Genomic DNA, 20,176 nt, shown 5'->3' on the forward strand with positions numbered 1-20,176 from the left:
GCATGGCCTTTACCCGCGACAGCATCGAGGGCGACAACATTTGCCTGATCTGGGTGGATGACATGATCGACGTCTTCACCTGGCGCGACGCCTTCGGCGTCACCATCCGAACCCCCAACATCGACCGGCTGCTGAACGCGGGGGTGCACTTTTCCAACACCTATGCCTCGGTGCCGCTGTGTGCGCCCTGCCGGGCCGAGGTGGCGACGGGGATCTCGCCTTATCGCTCGGGGCTGGTGGACCTGAACCGCGTCTGGCGCGACGTGATGCCGCCCGAACGCGCCTGGGCCTATGACCTGCGGCGCGCGGGCTTCTACAATTTCACCACCGGCAAGACCGACGCCCATTACAAGCCGATGCCCGAGGACTACCGGCGCATCCTGTTCCACGAGGACCCCGAAGCCAGCGACAAGGGGGGGCGGCGCAACGTCAAGGACTATCTGGGCGGCAAGGGGCCGGGCGTCTCGGGGGTGAACCACCCGGATGACGACGGCTCTCAGGACGACCGCTTCTACGACTACTGGGTCGCGCAGAACGCCATCGACCATCTGCAGCGCGCGGACCCAGGCCGCCGCCACCTGATCCAGCTTGGCTTCAAGCACCCGCATTTCAACCTGGAATGCCCGGACCGCTTCTACCAGATGTATGACCCGGCCGAGATCACCTGGCCCGCGGTCGCCGCGCCCGAGGATTTCCACGGCCCCCAGCCCGGCATGGCGGTCTATGAACTGGCTTATATCGTCAACGGAAGCTGGACCCCGGAAAAGGCGGGGGACGAGGGCTGGCGGCAGGTCGTGCGCGCCTATTTCGCCGCCTGCAGCCATGTGGACCACGAGATCGGCCGGTTCCTCGACGCGCTGGCGGCCTCGGCCCTGGGCGACCGGACGACGGTGGTTTTCCTGTCGGACAACGGCTTCAACCTCGGCAACCACGACAGCTTCCACAAGATGAGCCAGTGGGACAGTGCCGCCCATGTTCCCTTGGGCATCTGGAGCCCGCGGATGGAGGCTGGCCGGGTGGTCGATCTGCCGATCTCGCTGCACAACCTGCCGATGACGATCATGGACCTTGCGGGCCTGCCGTGCCGGCCCGACTGGCCCTCGGGGCAGAGCCTGCTGCCGCTGATCGACGACAGCTTCGGCAGCTTCGACGAGACGAAATCCCCCGTGACCTCGGTCTTCGGCACCCTGTCGGTGCGCCCCACCGCGCCCGACCTGCGCCATCTGCGGTATTTCCGCTATCCCAACGGCGAGGAACAAGTCTACGACCTGATCGCCGACCCCGGCGAGACCACGAACCTCGCCGGAACCGCGCCCATGGACCGGCTGCGGGACGAACTGGTGCGGAACGCGGCCGATCTTGGCATCGACCTTTCGGGGGCAGAGAACCCGGCCTATGGCATCAACGCGATGATGGCCGTGGATGGCTCGGTCGTGCTGGCGGGGGGCGCGGGGGACACCCATTACTGGGCCTATGGCGCCGACACCGCCCGGATCAGCGCCGAGGCGGACGGCGGGCACAACACGCTCTGGTATCTCGGCGGTCCCAACGACTTCGTGTTGCAGATGCCGCCCCATATGCACGAATTGCGGGTCGCCACGGTGGTCGCCCGCACCGAGGGGGGCGAATCGCGCGAAGGCCGGACGCTGCGGATCGTCGGCCACCCGGACAGCCCCTTCCGCTTTGAAAGCTCGGAACGGGTGTCGGTGCATGTGATCGGCTCGAATGGCGACGACGTGATGATCGGGCAGAAATACGGCGGCGCGACCTTTCACGGGCAGGGGGGCGACGACCTGCTGGTCGCGACCTCCAAGCGGCCCAAGGACCGCAATGTCTTCCACGGCGGGTCCGGCAACGACACCCTGATCGGCGGGCCGGGGCGCGACAGCCTTTACGGCGGCTCGGGCGATGACGTGATCCACCTGCGCGGCGCCCGCGGACTGGCCGTCGCGGGACCGGGCAATGACGAGATCCGCGCCGATGAAGGCGAAGCCGAGATCGACGCCGGGCCGGGACGCAACGTGATCGACCTGGCCGGGGGCAGCCATCGCGTGACGCTCGGCCCCGGCCCCAACCGCATCACGGCCGGGCAGGGCGCCAAGCGGTTCATCCTGGAACATGGTGCGACCGTCGAGCTTACCGGCTGGGACAAGGCGCAGCGCTACGTTCTGAAGGACTGGTCCGGGCCGATTCACCAGCGGGTGCTGGATGGCGGCGGGACGATGCTTTACGCGGCGACCTCGTGCCTTGTCGTGACCGACTGCCCCGAGGGCACAGACCTTCTTGCCCAGGTCGAGGGCGCCTGATCGACGGAGATCGACATGGATTGCGACGCGCTTCAGTTCCATTCGCAGATGGCGGGGTGGAACGCGGTTTCGATGGCGACCGAATACAAGGTGGTCGTCAGCGACCCCGCGGCGCTGCAGACGCGCGACGGCAGCGACGTGGATGAGGCGCTGCGGGGCTTTCTCGTGTCGAACATGAACGCCCGCGCTGCGGGCCGCCTGTCGGCGCAGGACGGGGCCGAGGCTGCCGAACTGACGGACGGCGGTGGCTTCGCGGTGCTGCTGGACCCTGTCACCCGGCAGCCCGCGCGCCTGTCCGATGGCCGGCTGCTGACGATCGACCCGCCGGGCAAGGGCAAGGACCGCCCGGCGGGACTTGAATCCATGGTGAGCTGGCGATCCGACGTGGGCGTCCACCTGCAGGTCGGCGGCGGGGCCGAACGCTTCGTCTCGACCCTGCGCGAAAGCTTTCCCGAGGTGAACGTGGTCCGGCTCGATTTCAACGCCGAAAGCGTGGACAACGCCGGCATGACCGAGGAATGGCGCGGCTTCGCCCTGACCGCCGCGCGGGCCGGGCTGGGGCTGGTGATCCAGAACTCGGACGGCGACCTGGCCGGCGGGCTCAAGCGCGCCGAGCCGGTGGAACTCGGGCCGCCCGACGCGCTGGCGCAGGTTTCGGGCGAATGGAAGATCAACAACGTCCGGGAAGACTGGGAACGGATGCTGGAATGGTTCCAGCGCCCCGAGAACGCCGAGATCCTTGATGCCGTCCTTGGCTGGGAACTGATCAACGAGCCGATGGCCTATGGCAACACGGCGCAGGCGGGCGCGCTTTACAGCCGCCACATGGCCGACCTGATCGGTGCGATGGACTGGGGCGACAAGCGGCTGTTCGTGGGCGGGTTGCGCGCCTCGGCCCAGTTCCAGCACCTGGACCACGACCTGATCCGCGAGGCGGCAGGTGACCGGCTGGTCTGGTCGGCGCATATGTATCCCGCCTGGGTGGTCGCCAAGACCCCCGACCCGGACGGCGCCATGTTCCGCGACCAGATCTGCACACGCATCGGCACGCTGACCGAAGCAGGTGACGACATCGTGGTGACGGAATCGCAGCTTTACACCGAGGCAGGGACGCTCGACCCCGCGACAAGCGGCGCGCGGGCCGCGCAGAGCTTCAACATGGCCCGCAAGCTGCCGTGGTTTGCCGACAACGGCATCGGCTGGACCTGGTGGCCGCCGGTCGGCCGCGCCTCGCAGATGCTGAAATGGGGCGGCGGCAAGGCGGGCTACGAGATCCAGATCGAATCCGCCGCCTTCGCCCATTGGGGCTGGGTGCGCGACGAGACCCAAGGTCCCGCCGGCACGACCGAGCATTGGGGCGGGACGGGGGAAGAGGTCCTGTCGGTCGATCCCGCCCAAGACGAAACGGCCGACCATGTCGTGGACGGCGTGTCCAACCCGCACGGGCTGATCTATGCGCTGGGCGGCAATGACCGCGTGACCGGCGGCGACTTGCCGGACCTGCTTTACGGCGGGCAAGGCAACGACCTGCTGCGGGGCGGCACCGGTGACGACTGGCTGTTCGGCGGTCGCGGCGACGACATGCTGGACGGCGGCGACGGCGGTGACAGGCTGATCGACCCCGAGGGCGCGAACACGCTGACGGCCGGGTCCGGCGACGACCACCTCGAAGGCACGGGCACGCTTGACGGCGGCGAGGGTGACGACGTGCTGATCGCGTCGGGCGACGGCGCGATCCTGACCGGCGGCCCCGGCTCCGACCGCTTCCTGCCTTGGCTGCGCGGCGAGATCACCTTCACCGACTTCACTCCCGGCGAGGACAGGCTGGACCTGTCCCTGCTTCAGACCCCCAAGCGCGCCCCGACTTTGGAACTGCGCGGCTCGGGCGACGGCACGACGCTGGTCTGGGGCGAGCTGACGGTCCATATGCCGGGTGCAGAGGGGCTGACCGAGGGCGACATCATAAACGCGGGGCCGCGACGGGTGGTGGTGACGGGGCGGTGACGCCCGGCAGCGCGGGATGCGGGACAGGATCGCGAGGCTGCCCCACCACGGCGGCAAGCTGGCCATCTGTCTATGCGTCCAGCAATTCGACAAAGCCTTTTGTCGGACGGCTCCGCTCTGACGCGCGTGCGCGCAGGTCGCGAGGCCGACAGGCAGCGGCCCCGAACCGGTGGCGCAACAGGGCGCATTGATGAGGAACTGGGCCGGAGTTGGCGCTCAGAAATGGCGGCCGATCATACCGTGCCTTGCAATGCCTTCTGACTCGGAGTGGCGCGCAAAGTCCGGTCGAGTGCCTGACCAGCGGGTGATTGCAGCAGCCGCGCAACCATCTTTTCGTGATGTTCGAGTGCCCGCCCATGCAGGTCGGCAAGGACCGGATCTGCGTGCAGCTCTGCTGCCAGTTCCTGGGCGCCTGGGGGCAGGTGCACGTCACGCGGGTGTTGGTCAGACTGATTGCGCGCTGTCCAGTAACGCGCTGCATTGTCGAGCTGCTGCTTCGTTTCGACGCCAAGCCGAGAAGCGGTGACTGCATCGCCTCGAAGCGTCTTGACCATGAAGCCATGCAGCGACCTGAGCGAATGATGGTTCACATGGGCAAGGCGCGGATAGAACGGGAACAGGTAGCCGTTGACTTTCTTGTCGGTGAATTCCGCAGGCATGGCATTTCCGCTGCCGTCCAGCCACACACGGCCTGTGGTCGAAAAGCCGTTGATCTTCGGGCGGTGATTGCGGAACTGCGCGCCCGGTATTGCTGGTCGGGACAGAGTTTTAACCGCTTGGGCCTGCGGCGTCCAACCTTCGCGATCAGCCAGATTTACCCTGGGTCGTCGAAAGCGCGACAAAACCTGGCCATCTCCGACGCTCGGATGGTCATCGCTGCTGTAACCGATAACCGGCAAGCTGATGACGTCACAGTCTCCAGCAGCCTCGAACAAGGCCGATAGCGTACCGTCACCGGTGGAAACCTCGATGAATTCATCCGCATCGACAGTGCAAACCCAATCTGCACGGCGGAAGATGCCAAAAGCCGACGCATAGCGCAGAGCGGCGACTTGCCAGACACCCAAGGTTCCGAAAACGGACTTGGGATTGGGGGCGTGAACAACAAGATGCCGATCCATCATCCGGTCCAGAATCCGATCGGTCCCATCCGAGCAGTCGTTTGTAAATACGAGGATATCCGTAAACCCCAATGCCCGATAGTGCGCGACCCATTCAATGACATAAGTGTTCCATCCCGGACGATTACATAGACCCTCGCCGGAGCGCCCTCTTCATGGCAAGATCGATCCTTGGCGTCGTCCGGGAGGAGGGCCGACCATGCTGATCTCTTTGCACAAGCAGGCGACGACGACACCGAAGATCCGGGCCGCGATCCAGGCGAGCAGCGAACCGGCCTGGATGGTCGCCGAACGCTACGGCATCTCCGAGCAGACGGTCTGGAAATGGCGCAAGCGCGACAGCGTCCAAGACCGGAGCCACACGGCGCACCGGCTGCAGACCACGCTCACTCCAGCGCAGGAGGCCGTGGCGGTGGCGCTGCGCAAGTCCCTGCTGCTGCCGCTCGACGACCTGCTCGCGGTAGTGCGCGAGTTCCTCAACCCGGACGTCTCGCGCTCGGGGCTGGACCGCTGCCTGCGGCGGCACGGGGCGGGCAACCTGCGCGAGTTGAAGCCTGCCGCGCCGCAGCCCGCGCACAAGCCCTTCAAGGCCTATGCGCCCGGCTACCTCCACATCGACGTCAAATACCTGCCGCAGATGGCCGACGAGGACCGCCGGCGCTACCTCTTCGTCGCGATCGACCGCGCCACCCGATGGGTCTTCGTGCGCGTCTACCCGGCGAAGACGGCTGCCAACGCACGCCGTTTCCTTCGTGATCTGGAGCGCGCGGCGCCGATGAAGATCGCCCGGGTGCTGACCGACAATGGCAAGGAGTTCACCGACCGGCTCTTCGGGTTGCGCCGCCGCGCCGCCACCGGCAACCACGAGTTCGACCGGCTCTGCGCCGAGTTCGGCATCGAACACCGCTTGGCGCCGCCGATGCGACCGCAGACGAATGGCATGGTCGAGCGGTTCAATGGCCGGATCGAGGACATCCTGCAGAGCCACCGCTTCCGCAGTGGCGAGGACCTGGAGCAGACCATCCTGCGCTATGTCCGCCTCTACAACGGCCAGCTGCCCCAGTCTGTCCTCAAAGGTCGAACACCCATCGATGCCCTCAAGGTCTGGCATCACGAAAGACCAGAGCTGTTCAGGAAGCAGCCGTATAATCACGCGGGATGTGACACATAAGGCGCTTCGTCACGCATGATCGCGACAAGCAGATTCCGAGCCATGCCCTTATCCCTTTCCTGATGTGTCAGGCATTTCGGAAGAGAAATCGTCGCTCCGCTCGATGCGGCGGCGAACCTCCTCAATGACCAGCATATTGCATTGGTGCCTGAGATCCGTGCGGCCGAGTTGCCGGCATACTGCAGCTGCGCGCTCTGTCATCTCGCGGCACTCGGCGTCGTTCTTCCTGCACCATGCAAGCCGATCCTCGAAGTCGGACAGGTCTTGCCGGAACGGCACGTAATGCTCCCAAGGCTTGAAGTGGACGGATGCAAAGCTTTCAAACGGCGTTTCCATGACCAATCCGACAGAACCGCTGTTCATCGTCCAGAAGAACGAAGACCCGATGTCGAGGCCTGGCAGAACCACAAGATACTTGAAGCGCAACATCTCGCGCTGCGGGATCGCTTCAAGCTTCAACGGCCGCAGAGCCGGCCAGTTGTCGATGCCGATGTCCTTGCGCTCGGTGAAACCGACATCTCCTCGGACATCCCCGATGTAGCGGCTGACGAACCTGTATCGGGGAAAGAGGTCGAGTTGCGCTCGCAGGTTTCCATCGGAAATGCGGCCATCGCGGTGCCGCTGCAGCAGCGGCCGCATACGCGTATCCGCGGCATGCTCTGACGGCTTTCCGATGGAATTGCGGCCTCCGGGGCTTCCGCGCCAGACGAAGCGAGGTCCCTTCATTTCCCACGGAATGCGATGCTGATCGAAGTTGCCGAGGAAGCCATCGGACCCAAGGTCGTGATAAAGGGGCAGGGGCCAGAGGACGGCTCCGGCAACGCTTTCAAGCCTGTTGAAGACGAAGACGGGCACGGCGCATCCCGCGTCCGGTCCCTCGGACACGACCGGACTGCGGACGCGCCTGTCCTGCATGTCCATCGCAAAGTCGAAGTCGGCTCCGGCGGCGAGCACCTCCTTAAGCGCACGGAAATATTTGGGTGCGCGCTCTGGTGATCGGCCGTTTAGGCGAATGCTGTCCACATCGCAACCAACGCTGTCCCAGCCGTTCCACGCGGCCGGGCGGCCTTCCCCTGCATTCCAGACCAGAGCCGAGCCCGAGCAGCTTCGTTCAAGCCGCTGTCGCGTTGCCTCGGTGGATTTCAGGCGGATGTTCCCGATGGAGCCCAGCCGGTGGGCCACCTGGATGCGGACGAACTCGGCGTCGTCAACAGCAGCAGTCATGCCAGCCCTCTGCCGTAAACCATTGACGTGCTACTGACGGACGAACAGGGATGATCCGCCACTCGTGACCTCGGTCTTTTCCCTGAACCCGGCGGCCGCCAAGGCTTCGCCATAGGCCGCGCTCAGGCCATCTTTCCCCCCCGTCGCGACGATTGCCCGCTTCACCGTGTCCAGCGGCATCGCGGCAAGCAGTTCGGGGGGGACCACCTCAAGCCGGGACAGGCGCAGCGCGTCGGGGCGGAAGTCACGCAAACAGGCGGAAAGGCCGGCGGCGGCGGTCGCGCCGTCTCCGCTCAGCCGCAGGGGGCCGTCCACGACGCGCAGGCGGGCGGTGTCCTCGATCCCGTTGTGGCGGTGGATCATCCGGGCGGCCGCGGCCAATCCGGGGCGGTCTTCCTGCAGCATCACCGTCAGGCCGGGCATTGCGCGCAGAGCGGCCATCGCCGGAAAGCCCACGCCTCCTCCGATGTCGAGAAGCCGCCGGCAGCCGTCGAGATGGCCGGGCAGGTTGCGGGCGGCGCGGCGCTCGAACTTGCCGGCGCGGATTGCTGACAAGGCCTCGGCCGTGAAGATGCGAGGATCGGCGGGAAGCTGAAGCTCGCGGTTCGGGAGCCACTCCACGTCAAGCTGCGTCGAGAGATCGACGGGCGTGATGTAGGTTGCCGAGTTCGCTGGGCGAAGCACTGGCTGGTCCGCGTCCCCGGCCGTCGGGTCTCCGGGGCTCCTGACCCGGTTCATCAACTCTGCGATGCGGGTCGGGTCGCGGGGCTTGGGAGGCTTGGCCTCGACATTGGCGATCGGCACCTGTCCGGCGGCGATCAGACCCTCGCGCAACTCGAGGTAGGCAGAGGTTTCCCGGTATTCGGCCAGCCGCGCCTCGACGCGGGCCAGCGCGGTTTCGTGCAGTTCGCGCAAGGTCGGGTCGGTCAGCAGTTCGGCCATGATCGCGGCGCGGGCGGCGGCGTGGCGCAGGATGCGGGTGTCGGGCACCTCGTTGCGGTCCTGCAGCGCCCAGTAGTCGGCGTTGTACTTGTCGGCCTTGTTGTTCACGTTGCCGCGGAACTTGCGCAGCGCATAGCTGTCCACCGACTTGACGGCGTAATGGTTCATCTGCGCCCAGTCGTAGCCGATCGTGCGCTTGATCGACCGCCAGCCGTGGAACTTGAAGTAATCCTCCATCGGCTGGCCCGAGCCGTTGAGCCAGCGCACCGTGTCCGGGAAGCCATCTTCCATATGCTTGTTCTTGATGGACGGCCGGTGGATGCCGAGCTTCCAGTATTCCGGGTCGAACCTGAACAGCGTCTTGACGCCCCAGCCCTTGTTCCAGTCGGAGGGTGCCGCGCGGGTGTATTGTTCCGTCACCGGCGCCCGCGACCAGTCCACGATCCCGTTCGAGCCGAAGATGCGCCAGGTGATGACGATGCCGTTCGCGTCCCTGGCCACCGCGTCGTCCAGCATCCCGTCCAGGTGGCCCGAGGGGTGGTTGATCGCCAGGAACTCGTCGGCGTCGAAGACCAGCAGCCAGTCGGCGTCCTGCACCAGCGGCTCGGCCTGCCCGTGGCTCAGGGCCGAGGGCTGCGGCTTGACGCCGGGCTTGATTAGATTGGGGCGGTGATACCCCAGCCCGAGTTCCTCAAGCCGCTGCAGCATCTCGTCGGTGCCGTCGGTGCAGCTGTTGGTATAGACGAGGATGTCGGTGAAGCCCACGGCAAGGTGGTGGGCAAACCATTCCAGCAGGAACGGCGCCTCGTCCTTCATCATCGACATCGCCATGACGGTCCCGTGCGGGCTGACGTGCTTTTTCAGGTTCACGGCGCGGTCCTTGCGGTCATTCCTCCAGCGCCGTCGCCGGGTCGATGCCGGCCTTCTCGCACATCCGCGCGGCATAGGAGTTCGGCAGCGGCGGGTTCTTGCGCCACCACGGCTTGGTGCCGTTGGTGTAAAGATGGACCGAGACGGTTCTGTCGGTGAAATGGCCCTCGACCCGGCCATGGGGGTCGAAGAACACGTCGTTCAACTGGAAGGGGACAGGATAAAGGACGTCGGGCGTCATGGCCTTGTCGATGTCGCCTGTCTGCTGCGCGAACCAGGTGAAGGCCTGCGGGCCGAAGGCGGTGCGCTCGGTCTTGTAGATTGCCGCGCCGTGGGACAGCTCGCCCTTTTCGGTCAGCTTGTCCATCTGGCGGCGCTGCTTCTTGTTCCACCAGGCCGGATAGCCGGGCAGGTTGTCGTAGTAATCCAGCAGCCGGTCCATCAGCTCGCAGTCCTGCGGCAGGCCCACGACGCCGCAGTTCAGCGCCCCGCGCATCCCGTGGCCGGCGAAGACATAGTCCCATTCGTCCGGGAAGGGCTTGTGGCAGAAGGCGTCACAGTCGATCCACAGCGCGGCGGTCTTGCGGATCATCTTGTAGCGGAAGACGTTCGACAGGAACGAGGCCGAGGTGTCCTCGACCAGTTTCATGTCCAGGTCCATGATCTCGGACGCGGGACGGATCTCGACGCCCTCGGGGGCATTGTCCACCTTGTCGGTGCAATACAGCGTCACCGGATGGCCATGCAGCAGATGCGACCTGAGGCAAAGCTGGTTGAGGTAGTGCAGCCTGTCGCCGATCCACAGCGAGGCTACCGGGCGTCGATCGAGTTTCATGTCCATCCGCGGGTCAGGGGCGCTTGCGTTGCTGCCCCTTACCCAATCCGCCGGGCATCATCCAGCCACAGGTCAGGAATTTACATCCCTGCGTTGCGTATCGGCGTCAGTTTCGTGGCGCGGCCGGGGCGGTTTCTTCACCGGATGCGCCTGCAGCCGCATCCGGTGCAGTTCCATCTGAAGCTCCATGGGCAGGACTGGGGTGTCGGGGCATTGCACCAGCCGCGTGAACAGCAGGAATTGCTGGTGATCCGTCAGCGCCTCGGCGATGCGCCGGCGGCGCCATGCGATTGCCTGCCAGTACAGCCGGCCCAGCACATCGTCGGCCAGGAACGCCTCGACCCCCGCCCGCAGGCCGTCCAGATAGCGCAGGATGCGGCGGTCCTCGATCGCGTTGAAGTTGCGCTCGACCCAGTAGCCAAGGTCGATCGGCCGGTCCATGTGGTTGGGCCGACCGCGCGCCATCTTGACGAGGAAGTTCTCGGTCGAGCCAAGGGCGTAATGGTTGATCTGCGCCAGCCCGTAGCGTTCCTGCGCCGTGACCGCGAATGAACTGTCGGTCAGGGTGAACGGCCTGCCGTTCCCGTCCACCCATTGGCCGGGAACGGGCTCGCCCTCCTCGGTCAGCGGCCGGTGGACGCCCAGCCGGACAAGGCGCGGATCGCGGCGGAACAGGCTCTTGAACTGGCCGGCGCGCAGCGGCCACAGCATCCGGTCGGGGGCCGCGCGGGTGAATTGCGCGGTCACCAGTTCTTCCTCGAACCGGATGCGGCCCGAACTGCCGAACATCCGCCACGGCACCGCGAAACCCGTGGCGTCGGGGACGGCGGCGAAGAGGTCGTCCAGCCGGCCCTCGCCCGCGTGGATCACCAGGAACTCGTCCACGTCAGCGACCATGATCCACTCGGCCCGGCGCGTCAGCCGGTGGTTCCGCGCCCGCGTCAGCGCCTGCCACTGGACCGTCTTGCGGCCCCGGCGCGGGTTGGGGACATGGGTGACGATGCCCAGTTCGGCCAGCCGGTCCAGCATCGCGTCGGTGCCGTCCGCGCAGTCGTTGGAATAGATCAGGAAGTCGGTGAAGCCGATCAGCCGGTGATAGGCGATCCATTCCAGGATGAATGGCGCCTCGTCCCGCATCGTGGTGATCATCAGGCGCATCATCTGCCGCAGGTTGAGCGTCCGGCGAGCGTCTGCGGACCGATGGGCATGGATTACACCGATTTTCCTGCTAAGAGAACGCCCAAAAGCAGAGCGGAGCTTGCCTCATGAAGATCGCTGTCGCCGGCCTGGGCTATGTCGGGCTTTCCCTTGCCGTGTTGCTGGCGCAGGAACACGAGGTCGTGGCGCTGGACGTCAATGCCGCCCGCGTGGACCAGGTGAACGCGGGAACCTCGCCGATCGAGGATGCCGAGATCAGCGCCTTCCTGGCCCGCGGCAATCTGAAGCTGACCGCCACGACCGACGCCGCGCAGGCGTTGGCGGGGGCGGATTACGTCATCGTCGCGACCCCCACGAATTATGACGAGCGCACCAACCGCTTCGACACCTCGACGGTCGAGCAGGTGATCGCCGGCACCCGCCGGTACGCGCCGGAGGCGACGGTTGTGGTGAAATCGACGATCCCCGTCGGCTTCACCGAACGGATCCGGGCCGAGCATGGCACGGACCGGATCCTGTTCTCGCCCGAGTTCCTGCGCGAAGGCCGGGCGCTGCACGACAACCTGCATCCCTCGCGCATCGTCGTGGGCGACACCACGCCCGAGGCGCGCCGCTTCGCCGACCTGCTGGCCGCGGGATCGCTGGACCCCGACGTGCCGGTGCTGTTCACCGGCGCCACCGAGGCCGAGGCGATCAAGCTGTTTTCCAACACCTACCTCGCCCTGCGGGTGGCCTTCTTCAACGAGCTGGACAGCTATGCGCTGACCCACGGCCTGAACGCGCGCGAGATCATCGACGGCATGTGCCTCGATCCCCGCATCGGCGCGCATTACAACAATCCCAGCTTCGGCTATGGCGGCTACTGCCTGCCCAAGGACACCAAGCAGCTTCTGGCGAACTATGACCAGGTGCCGCAGAACCTGATCGCGGCGGTGGTGGAATCGAACCGCACCCGCAAGGACGTGATCGCCGACCAGATCGTCGCCCGCGCGCCCGGCACGGTTGGGGTCCACCGGCTGGTGATGAAGGCAGGGTCGGACAATTTCCGCGACAGTTCCATCCAGGGGATCATGAAGCGAATCAAGGCCAAGGGCATCCCGGTGATCGTCTATGAGCCCGTGCTGACCGAGGACCATTTCTATCACTCGCCGGTGATCCGCGACCTTGATCAGTTCAAGCAGCAGGCCGACCTCATCATCGCCAACCGGCTGACCCCGGACCTGGCCGACGTGGCAGACAAGGTCTATACCCGCGACCTCTTCGGGCAGGACTGACCTGATGCGCACGGTCCTTGTCACCGGCGCGGCCGGCTTCATCGGCTTCCATCTTGCGCAGGTCATGCTGGACGAAGGCTGGCGCGTGATCGGGCTGGACAACCACAACGACTATTACGACCCGTCCCTGAAGGAAGCGCGCGAGGCGCAGTTGCGCGCGAACCCCAACTACCGCTCGGTTCGCGGGTCGGTGGAAGACCCGGGCTTGCTGATGGACCTGCTCGCCGCCGAAAGGCCCGAGGCGGTCGTCCACCTCGCCGCCCAGGCGGGCGTGCGCTATTCGATCGAGAACCCGCGCGCTTATGTGCAGGCGAACCTTCTGGGCAGCTTCGAACTGCTGGAGGCCGCGCGGGCATACCCGCCCAAGCACATGCTGCTGGCCTCGACCAGCAGCGTCTATGGCGCCAACACGGAAATGCCCTATCGGGAAACCGACAAGGCGGACACCCAGATGTCCTTCTACGCGGCGACCAAGAAGTCGAACGAGGCGACGGCGCATTCCTATGCCCATCTGTTCGGGCTGCCGATGACGATGTTCCGCTTCTTCACCGTCTATGGTCCCTGGGGGCGGCCGGACATGGCGCCCTACCTGTTCACCAGCGCGATCTTCGATGGGCGGCCGATCAAGGTCTTCAACCACGGCGACATGAAGCGCGACTTCACCTTCGTCCTGGACCTCGTGCGGGCGATCAGGCTGCTGATCGACGCGGTGCCGGGGGAGAAGCCTGCGAGCGAGTTCGACAGTCTCTCACCGGTCGCGCCCTTCCGCGTGGTCAACATCGGCAACGGCGCGCCGGTGCCGCTGCTGGACTTCATCGCCGCGATCGAGGAGGCCGCGGGCCGTCCGGCGGAAAAGCAGATGCTGCCGATGCAGCCCGGCGACGTGCCCGCGACCTGGGCCGACACTACGCTGCTGCAGGCGCTCTCGGGCTATGCGCCGAAGACGGGCGTGCGCGACGGCGTGAAGCAATATGTGGACTGGTTCCGCGACTATTACGGCGTGGACAGGGGCTGAAGCTTCAGGCCATCCCCAGATGTGACGCCAGTTCCCGCGCGGCTGCCCCGCCCGCGCGGTTGGCCCCGATGGTCGAGGCGGACGGTCCGTAGCCGACAAGGTGGATGCGCGGATCGCGGGCAACCTGCGTGGCCAGTCGCCCGGTCATCGCGATGCCGCCGCTGTCCTCCTCCAGCCCCAGCGGCGCGAGGTGGTCGAGCGTGTGCTGGAACCCCGTCGCCCACAGGATCACGTCGGCCCGCTGCTCGGTCCCGTCGGGCCAGCGGACGCCGGTCTCGGTGATCTCGGAAAACATCGGGCGCCATTCCAGCGCGCCCCGCTGTCGGGCCGCCCGCAGCGCAGAGGTCCACGGCAGCCCCGTCACCGACACCACCGAGCCGGGTTTCAGCCCCCGCCGCACCTGCTCCTCGACGCGGGCGACGGCGGCGCGGCCGTCCTCCGCCGTAAACGGACGCTCGCTGAACTGCGGCCTGCGGCGGCTGACCCAGGTGGTCGTCGTCACCTGCGAGATCTCGTCGAGATGCTGCAGCGCCGAGATCCCTGCGCCCACGATGACCACATGCCGGCCCGCGAAATCCTGCGGGCGGCGATAATCGCGCGAGTGCATCTGCCGCCCCCGGAAGCGTTCCGCCCCCGGATAGCGCGGCATGTTCGGCGTGTCCCATGTTCCCGTCGCGTTGATGATCCCGCGCACCGAGAAGCTGTCGCGGTCGGTGTCCACCCGCAGCCGCTCGCCATGCGGGCGGACGGCGCGGACGGCAACGGGGCGCAGGATCGGCAGGGCGAAGCGGCGGGCATAGGCAGCGTGATAGCGCGGCACGGCCTCGGCGGCGCGGACCTTTCCGTCGCCGGTCTCGACGGCCTCGGACATCGCCATGCCGGGCAGGTCGTGGATCGCGTTCGCCGTGCTCAGCGTCAGCGAGGGCCAGCGATGCTGCCAGGCGCCCCCCGACCCGGCGTTGCGGTCCAGGACGGCGAAGCCGCGCCAGGGCCGCAGCCCCAGCCGCGCGAGGTGATACGCCGAGGACAGCCCGGCCTGACCGGCGCCGATCACCGCGATATCGACCTTGATCGTGACTTTCGGGGTCATGGGGACCTTTCGCGGCATAGGGGTTGCGGCATCATCCCGTTCCGCTTGCCCCATGGCAACGGCTTGCTGCCCCGGCGCGATCCGCCGGGGTTTACGCATCCTCCTTGCGGGCGCGTCCCATGTGAGACGCGTCATGGGCGACGGATTTGACGATGGCTGTCAGGAACTCGCCCGGCGCGATGCCGAGTTGCACGACGGACCTTCGGGTGACGCGCGACAGGATCGGTCCTGCGGCCGTCGCAAGGCGGACCAGCACGGAACCTTCACGCTCGGTCACGGATTCAACCGTGCCGGGCAGGATGTTCAGAGCCGAGAGCCCGTCGGGGCGGCCGCGCGCCAGCATCACGTCCGCCGCCGCGATCCGCAGCCGCAGCCGCGTGCCCGGCGCCGCCGCAAGGGTAGGCAGGAACAGCGGCAGTCCTCCGGCGCGCAGTTCCGTCACACCGTCCAGGTGATGTGTGGTGACGATGGCCTCGATCACCGCACCGGCCTCTCGTCCAGGCCCGGCGGCGGCAGGGTCGGCCAGCACTTCGGCCGCGGGGCCCATGCGGAGGATGCGGCCCCGGTCCAGCATCACCACGGTAGTAGCGATGCGGGCGACCTCGGCGGGGGAATGGCTGACATAGAGCATCGGGACGCGCCATTCGTCGCGCAGGCGTTCCAGATAGGGCATGATCTCGGCCTTGCGGTCGTCGTCCAGCGCCGACAGCGGCTCGTCGGCAAGGATCAGGCGCGGATCGGCCAGCAGCGCGCGGCCGATGGCGACGCGCTGGCGCTCGCCCCCCGAAAGCGTCGCGGGCGTACGGTCGAGAAGCGCGCCGATGCCCAGCATTTCCACAACGGCCGCTTCCGAGGTCCGGCGCGAGCTGCGGGGCGCGAACCAGCGGCCATAGCGCAGGTTCTGCCGCACGGTCAGGTGCGGGAACAGCCGGCCGTCCTGAAAGATCACGCCCAGGCGGCGGCGGTGCGGAGGCAGGTGGATGCGGCGAGCGCTGTCGGTCAGCACCGTGCCGTCCACCGTTACGCGGCCCTCATCAGGCCGCAGCAGCCCCGCCACCGCGTTCAGCACCGTGGATTTGCCGGAACCGGAGTGGCCGAACAGCACCGTCACGCCGTGTGGCGCGTCAAAACTTACATCCAGCGAGAACCCCTCGAAGCGATGGCGCAGCGCGACCGAGACGCTCATCGCCCCTGCACCCGCCGCATGGCCCGGCGGGCGAGCCATTCCGACGCGACCAGCGCCGCCATCGCCACGACGATGGAAATGACGACCAGCCGGGCAGCGGCGGATTCTCCCCCCGGCACCTGCAGGAAGGTGTAGATGGCCGAGGGCAGGGTCTGCGTCTGGCCGGGGATGTTGGACACGAAGGTGATCGTAGCCCCGAACTCTCCCATCGCCTTGGCGAAGGCCAGCACCGCCCCCGCGATCACGCCGGGCAGGATCAGGGGCAGGGTGACGGTGGCCCAGACCCATGGCCCGGACGCCCCCAGCGATCCCGCCGCCTGTTCCAGCTTGGGGTCCACGGCCTCGATCGACAGCCGGATCGCCCGGACCATCAGCGGAAAGGCCATGATCGCCGCAGCCAGCACCGCGCCGGTCCAGCGGAAGGCGAAGACGATCCCGAACCACTGGTCGAGCCACTGGCCGATCCAGCCCCGCCGCCCGAAGGTCAGAAGCAGCAGGTAGCCGGTGACGACCGGCGGCATGACCAGCGGCAGGTGCACCAGCCCGTTCAGCAGCCCATGCCCCGGAAAGCGCCAGCGGGCCAGCGCATGGGCGGTCAGCAGGCCGAGCGGCAGGCTCGCCAGCGTCGCCCAGAAGGACACGCGCAGCGACAGCCGCAGCGCGTCCCATTCGGCGGGGGTCAGCCAGTCGGCCAAGTCAGTTCAGCAGCGTGAAGCCCTGTTGCTGGAACACCGCATCGGCCTCGGGCGCGCCCAGCGCGTCGAAGAAGGCGCGGTCGGCCTCGTCGGAGGCGTTTTCCAGCAGCGCGGCAGGATAGGTGATGGGCGCATGGCTGTCCTTGGGGAAGGTGCCGGTGACATGGACGTTCGGCTCGGCCGCCGCATCCGTGGCATAGACGATGCCCATCGGCGCCTCCCCGGTCGCCACCAGCGTCAGCGCGGCGCGGACGTTGTCGGCCTGCGCGACATGGGGTTCCACCTGATCCCAGACGCCGAGCGTCGTCAGCGCCTCTTTCCCGTATTGCCCGGCGGGCACCGCATCGACCAGCGCCATCGCCAGCTTGCCGCCGTCCAGCGCGCCCACCAGATCGAAGCCCCGCGCGGGCGTCAGTTGCGGCGCGGCTTCGTCATGGGCGACCAGCACCAGGCGGTTGCCCAGCAGGTCGGTGCGGGTGCCCTCGGCGACATCGCCCGCCCGTTCCACCTCGTCCATCCACTGGGTCGAGGCCGAGATGAAGATATCCGCCGGCGCCCCCTGCAGGATCTGCTGGGCCAGCGCGTTCGACCCCGCATAGCTGATCGTCACGGTGTCGCCGGTCGCCTGCTGGAACGCCTCGGCGATGGGGTCGAGCGCCGTCTTCATCGAGGCGGCGGCGAAGACCACGACCTCGGCGGCGGCGGCAGACAGGGGCAGAAGGAGGGCGGCAGCGAGGGCAACGGGCAGGCGGGGCATGGGGCGGCTCCATGGGTTATGTCCGGGTGAACATAACCAAGCCGCGCCAAGGCTCAACCGTTATTTCTGCGCGGAGCTATCGGGCAGAAGCCCGCGCAGTGCCGACAGGCGGTCGGCACTGGCCCCGGCCGCCGCCGCCTCGATCCCGCGGTAAAGCGCCAGCACCTGCCGCCCGGTGTCGGTCAGGCTGGCGCCGCCGCCGCCCGCGCCGCCGCGCGCGCTTTCCACCAAGGGCTCGCGGAACATCCCGTTCAGCGCCTCGACCAGCATCCAGGCGCGCTTGTAGCTCATCCCAAGCTCGCGCCCCGCGGCGGAAATCGAGCCGGTGCGCGCGATCCCTTCCAGCAGCGCCGCCTTGCCTGGGCCGAGCATGGCGTTTTCGCCCAGGAACAGGCGGATGAAGAACTCGGGGTGCAGTCGCGGCGCGCTCATGCCCCAAGGTTCCCGCATCGCGGGGAGGGGGACAAGAGCGCGCCGGAAAGTCAGACCGTGCGGATGGTCAGCCGTGTGCCCCAAGGGTCGCGGGCGGCGATCTCTCCGCTGTCGGCCTCGCCCAGCCGCGAGGCGATCCCGGCCGCAACGCCGGGCGTCGCCAGCAGCTCGACCTCGGCCAGCCCCGTGTTGCCTTCAGGGCGTGGCCCCGCGCCGCGGCTGTTCCAGATGTTGGTGCCGATGTGGTGATGGTAGCCGTCCGAGCCGAAGAAGTTCGCCCCGTTGTAGCGGGTCATGACCTCGAACCCCAGCGCGCCGGCGTAAAAGGCCTCGGCCGGGTCAAGATCGCCGACCTGCAGGTGGACATGGCCGACGATGGTGCCGCCCGGCATCCCGGCAAAGGGTTTGCCGGTTCCGGCCGCCGCCAGGTCGTCCAGATCCAGCCGCAAAGTCGCCATCGCCACGGTGCCGTCCGGCACGATCGTCCAGTCGGCGCTGTCGCGGTCCCGGTAGATTTCGATGCCGTTGCCTTCGGGGTCGGTCAGATACAGCGCCTCGCTGACCAGGTGGTCCGAAGCGCCGTCCAGGGCCGCACGTTGGCCCGCGGCATGGATCAGCCAGTCGGCCAGCGCGGCGCGGTCGGGCAGAAGGAAGGCGGTGTGGAACAGCCCGGCCTGGTGGCGGTCGGACAACTGCGCCCGGGGATCGTGGCGCAGGTCCAGCAGCACCCGGTCGCCCGCGCCCAGCCGGTGGCCCCGGGCGTCCGCTTCGATCAGCCGCAGGCCGATGATGTCCTGGTAGAAGCGGCTGACCCGGTCCAGGTCGCGCACGGTCAGGGCGACCGTTCCGATCCGCAGGGGCGATCCTCCTGATGTGATGCCCGCGCGGGCGGGCTCCCCTTGCGGGGCGGCATGGGGCTTTGCTTGGCGCATGGTGATCTCCATCATCCGGTTGAACTTCATATGGAGCCTTGCCGCGGCCCTGATAACCGCCCCGCCGGGAAGGAGAACTTGCCCCATCGGGAAGGAATGGCGACCGTTCCTTCAGGCAGCCATTGCGGCGCCTGAGATGGCGCGGGCAGGGACGAGGCGAGGCATGGCTTTTCCGCAGGACGCATCGGTTCGGATGCCGGGCATGGGCAGGGTCCGAAAGCGCATGGTCCCGGCCTGCCGGTCGAAGGGGCCGGGACGCGGCAGGTCCGTCAGTTCGCCGCGCGCCTGCACCCCCGCATCCGGGCCAGCGTGCCGTCGCGCCATATGGATTCGTGGGCGCCTGCCATGACGATGTGCCCCGCGATCAGGATCGACAGCAGCCAGCCCGGTTCGCCATGCAGCAGGCCGCCCGGGTTGACCATCCAGCCGATCGGCGGCTCCTGCGCCGCGAAGATCGTGAAGCCGAAGGGCGCGAAGTCCCGGTTGCTGCCATAAGTGCGGATCAGGGTGATCGTGGGCACAGCCAGCATCACGGCATACAGCACCGCATGGTTCAGCAAGGCCGCGCGGCCTCAGGAATGATGGCCATGGGCGGGGCGGTCGTTCGGGCAGGCGCGCAGCTTCGGCGTGGCGCGCCTGAAGCGCTGGTCGCGGCTGCGGGTCAGCCTGCTAGCGGTTTCGGCTGTGTCGATGGTGGGCGTGATCGGCTTCGTGGGCCTTGCGGGGCCGCATATCGCCCGGATGCTGCTGGGTGAGGATCCCCGCTTCTTCCTGCCCGGCAGCCTGCTGGCGGGGGCAGTCATAATGTCGCTGGCCTCGCTGGTGTCCAAGACTGTCGTGCCGGGAGTGCTGCTGCCTGTAGGGCTTGTGACCTCGCTGATCGGGCTGCCGATCTTCGTCTCGCTGATCCTGCGGGGATACAGGCGGTGAGCGGCCTGCGGATCGAGGAACTGACCGTTTCCTACGGCCGTCGCCGCGTCCTCGAGGGGCCGGACCTGCCGCCCCTGATGCCCGGCGAGATCGTGGTGCTGACGGGACCGGACGCGGCCGGCAAATCCTCGCTGCTGAAGGGGATTGCCGGGTTTCTGCCGGTGCGCGGCCGGGTGATGTTCGGGGCCGCGACCTTTCGGCGCTGTCCGCTGTGGACCGGGCGCAGACCTTGGG

The 20,176-nt window shown here is 67.4% G+C and carries 16 protein-coding genes and 2 pseudogenes; 6 read left to right on the forward strand and 12 right to left on the reverse strand.

Annotated features, from left to right (window positions below; all coding sequences use genetic code 11):
* Window positions 1-2 precede the first annotated feature (2 nt).
* Together JGR78_RS15060 and JGR78_RS15065 are read left to right on the forward strand one after the other, a co-directional pair.
* On the forward strand, window positions 3-2,306 hold the full coding sequence (locus tag JGR78_RS15060) for a sulfatase-like hydrolase/transferase (protein WP_182805720.1): 2,304 nt from the start codon (window positions 3-5) through the stop codon (window positions 2,304-2,306).
* Between the two features lie 15 nt (window positions 2,307-2,321).
* On the forward strand, window positions 2,322-4,310 hold the full coding sequence (locus tag JGR78_RS15065) for a calcium-binding protein (protein WP_200559352.1): 1,989 nt from the start codon (window positions 2,322-2,324) through the stop codon (window positions 4,308-4,310).
* Window positions 4,311-4,543: 233 nt separating this feature from the next.
* Here the strand turns inward: JGR78_RS15065 and JGR78_RS15070 are convergent.
* Window positions 4,544-5,539: pseudogene (locus tag JGR78_RS15070) on the reverse strand (glycosyltransferase family 2 protein); the annotation flags it as partial.
* A 91-nt stretch (window positions 5,540-5,630) separates the two neighbouring features.
* Between JGR78_RS15070 and JGR78_RS15075 the strand changes: the two are divergent.
* On the forward strand, window positions 5,631-6,602 hold the full coding sequence (locus tag JGR78_RS15075) for an IS481 family transposase (protein WP_200559354.1): 972 nt from the start codon (window positions 5,631-5,633) through the stop codon (window positions 6,600-6,602).
* A 48-nt stretch (window positions 6,603-6,650) separates the two neighbouring features.
* On the opposite strand, the gene JGR78_RS15080 is transcribed toward JGR78_RS15075, so the two are convergent.
* From JGR78_RS15080 to JGR78_RS15095, 4 genes are all read right to left on the reverse strand, one after another.
* Complete coding sequence (locus JGR78_RS15080) at window positions 6,651-7,826, reverse strand: glycosyl transferase family 90 (protein WP_182805261.1); 1,176 nt, start codon at window positions 7,824-7,826, stop codon at window positions 6,651-6,653.
* A gap of 30 nt (window positions 7,827-7,856) precedes the next feature.
* Complete coding sequence (locus JGR78_RS15085) at window positions 7,857-9,638, reverse strand: glycosyltransferase family 2 protein (protein ID WP_234450773.1); 1,782 nt, start codon at window positions 9,636-9,638, stop codon at window positions 7,857-7,859.
* A gap of 16 nt (window positions 9,639-9,654) precedes the next feature.
* Window positions 9,655-10,473: a hypothetical protein gene (locus JGR78_RS15090; protein ID WP_234450774.1), complete on the reverse strand. Its 819-nt coding sequence runs from the start codon at window positions 10,471-10,473 to the stop codon at window positions 9,655-9,657.
* Window positions 10,474-10,545: 72 nt separating this feature from the next.
* A complete protein-coding gene (locus JGR78_RS15095; protein WP_200559356.1) occupies window positions 10,546-11,622 on the reverse strand; it encodes a glycosyltransferase family 2 protein in 1,077 nt (358 codons plus the stop codon).
* Window positions 11,623-11,738: 116 nt separating this feature from the next.
* On the opposite strand from JGR78_RS15095, the gene JGR78_RS15100 reads away from it, so the two are divergent.
* Together JGR78_RS15100 and JGR78_RS15105 are read left to right on the forward strand one after the other, a co-directional pair.
* Window positions 11,739-12,905 carry a nucleotide sugar dehydrogenase gene (locus tag JGR78_RS15100; RefSeq protein WP_182791073.1) on the forward strand — a complete coding sequence of 389 codons (1,167 nt, stop codon included), beginning with the start codon at window positions 11,739-11,741 and terminating at the stop codon, window positions 12,903-12,905.
* A gap of 4 nt (window positions 12,906-12,909) precedes the next feature.
* Window positions 12,910-13,920: an NAD-dependent epimerase/dehydratase family protein gene (locus tag JGR78_RS15105; protein ID WP_182791072.1), complete on the forward strand. Its 1,011-nt coding sequence runs from the start codon at window positions 12,910-12,912 to the stop codon at window positions 13,918-13,920.
* 4 nt (window positions 13,921-13,924) lie between these two features.
* Here the strand turns inward: JGR78_RS15105 and JGR78_RS15110 are convergent, their stop codons facing one another.
* From JGR78_RS15110 to JGR78_RS15140, 7 genes are all read right to left on the reverse strand, one after another.
* Complete coding sequence (locus tag JGR78_RS15110; RefSeq protein WP_182791071.1) at window positions 13,925-15,010, reverse strand: NAD(P)-binding domain-containing protein; 1,086 nt, start codon at window positions 15,008-15,010, stop codon at window positions 13,925-13,927.
* Between the two features lie 91 nt (window positions 15,011-15,101).
* Complete coding sequence (gene modC / locus JGR78_RS15115; RefSeq protein WP_234450775.1) at window positions 15,102-16,235, reverse strand: molybdenum ABC transporter ATP-binding protein; 1,134 nt, start codon at window positions 16,233-16,235, stop codon at window positions 15,102-15,104.
* Complete coding sequence (modB, locus tag JGR78_RS15120) at window positions 16,193-16,891, reverse strand: molybdate ABC transporter permease subunit (RefSeq protein ID WP_182805267.1); 699 nt, start codon at window positions 16,889-16,891, stop codon at window positions 16,193-16,195. The genes modC and modB overlap by 43 nt, the downstream gene beginning before the upstream one ends.
* 1 nt (window position 16,892) lies before the next feature.
* Window positions 16,893-17,648 carry a molybdate ABC transporter substrate-binding protein gene (modA, locus tag JGR78_RS15125; protein WP_182805269.1) on the reverse strand — a complete coding sequence of 252 codons (756 nt, stop codon included), beginning with the start codon at window positions 17,646-17,648 and terminating at the stop codon, window positions 16,893-16,895.
* A gap of 60 nt (window positions 17,649-17,708) precedes the next feature.
* Window positions 17,709-18,080: a winged helix-turn-helix domain-containing protein gene (locus JGR78_RS15130; protein ID WP_182805271.1), complete on the reverse strand. Its 372-nt coding sequence runs from the start codon at window positions 18,078-18,080 to the stop codon at window positions 17,709-17,711.
* Window positions 18,081-18,130: 50 nt separating this feature from the next.
* Window positions 18,131-19,042 (reverse strand): VOC family protein, encoded by a 912-nt coding sequence (locus JGR78_RS15135; RefSeq protein WP_200559358.1) that lies wholly within the window; start codon window positions 19,040-19,042, stop codon window positions 18,131-18,133.
* Between the two features lie 239 nt (window positions 19,043-19,281).
* On the reverse strand, window positions 19,282-19,572 hold the full coding sequence (locus JGR78_RS15140; RefSeq protein ID WP_182805273.1) for a cytochrome b: 291 nt from the start codon (window positions 19,570-19,572) through the stop codon (window positions 19,282-19,284).
* A gap of 64 nt (window positions 19,573-19,636) precedes the next feature.
* Here JGR78_RS15140 and JGR78_RS15145 point away from each other — a divergent pair.
* A pseudogene (locus tag JGR78_RS15145) lies at window positions 19,637-19,942 on the forward strand (iron chelate uptake ABC transporter family permease subunit); the annotation flags it as partial.
* Between the last annotated feature and the right edge of the window lie 234 nt (window positions 19,943-20,176).

It is taken from the genome of Paracoccus sp. MC1862 (genome assembly GCF_016617715.1).
GTDB lineage: Bacteria > Pseudomonadota > Alphaproteobacteria > Rhodobacterales > Rhodobacteraceae > Paracoccus.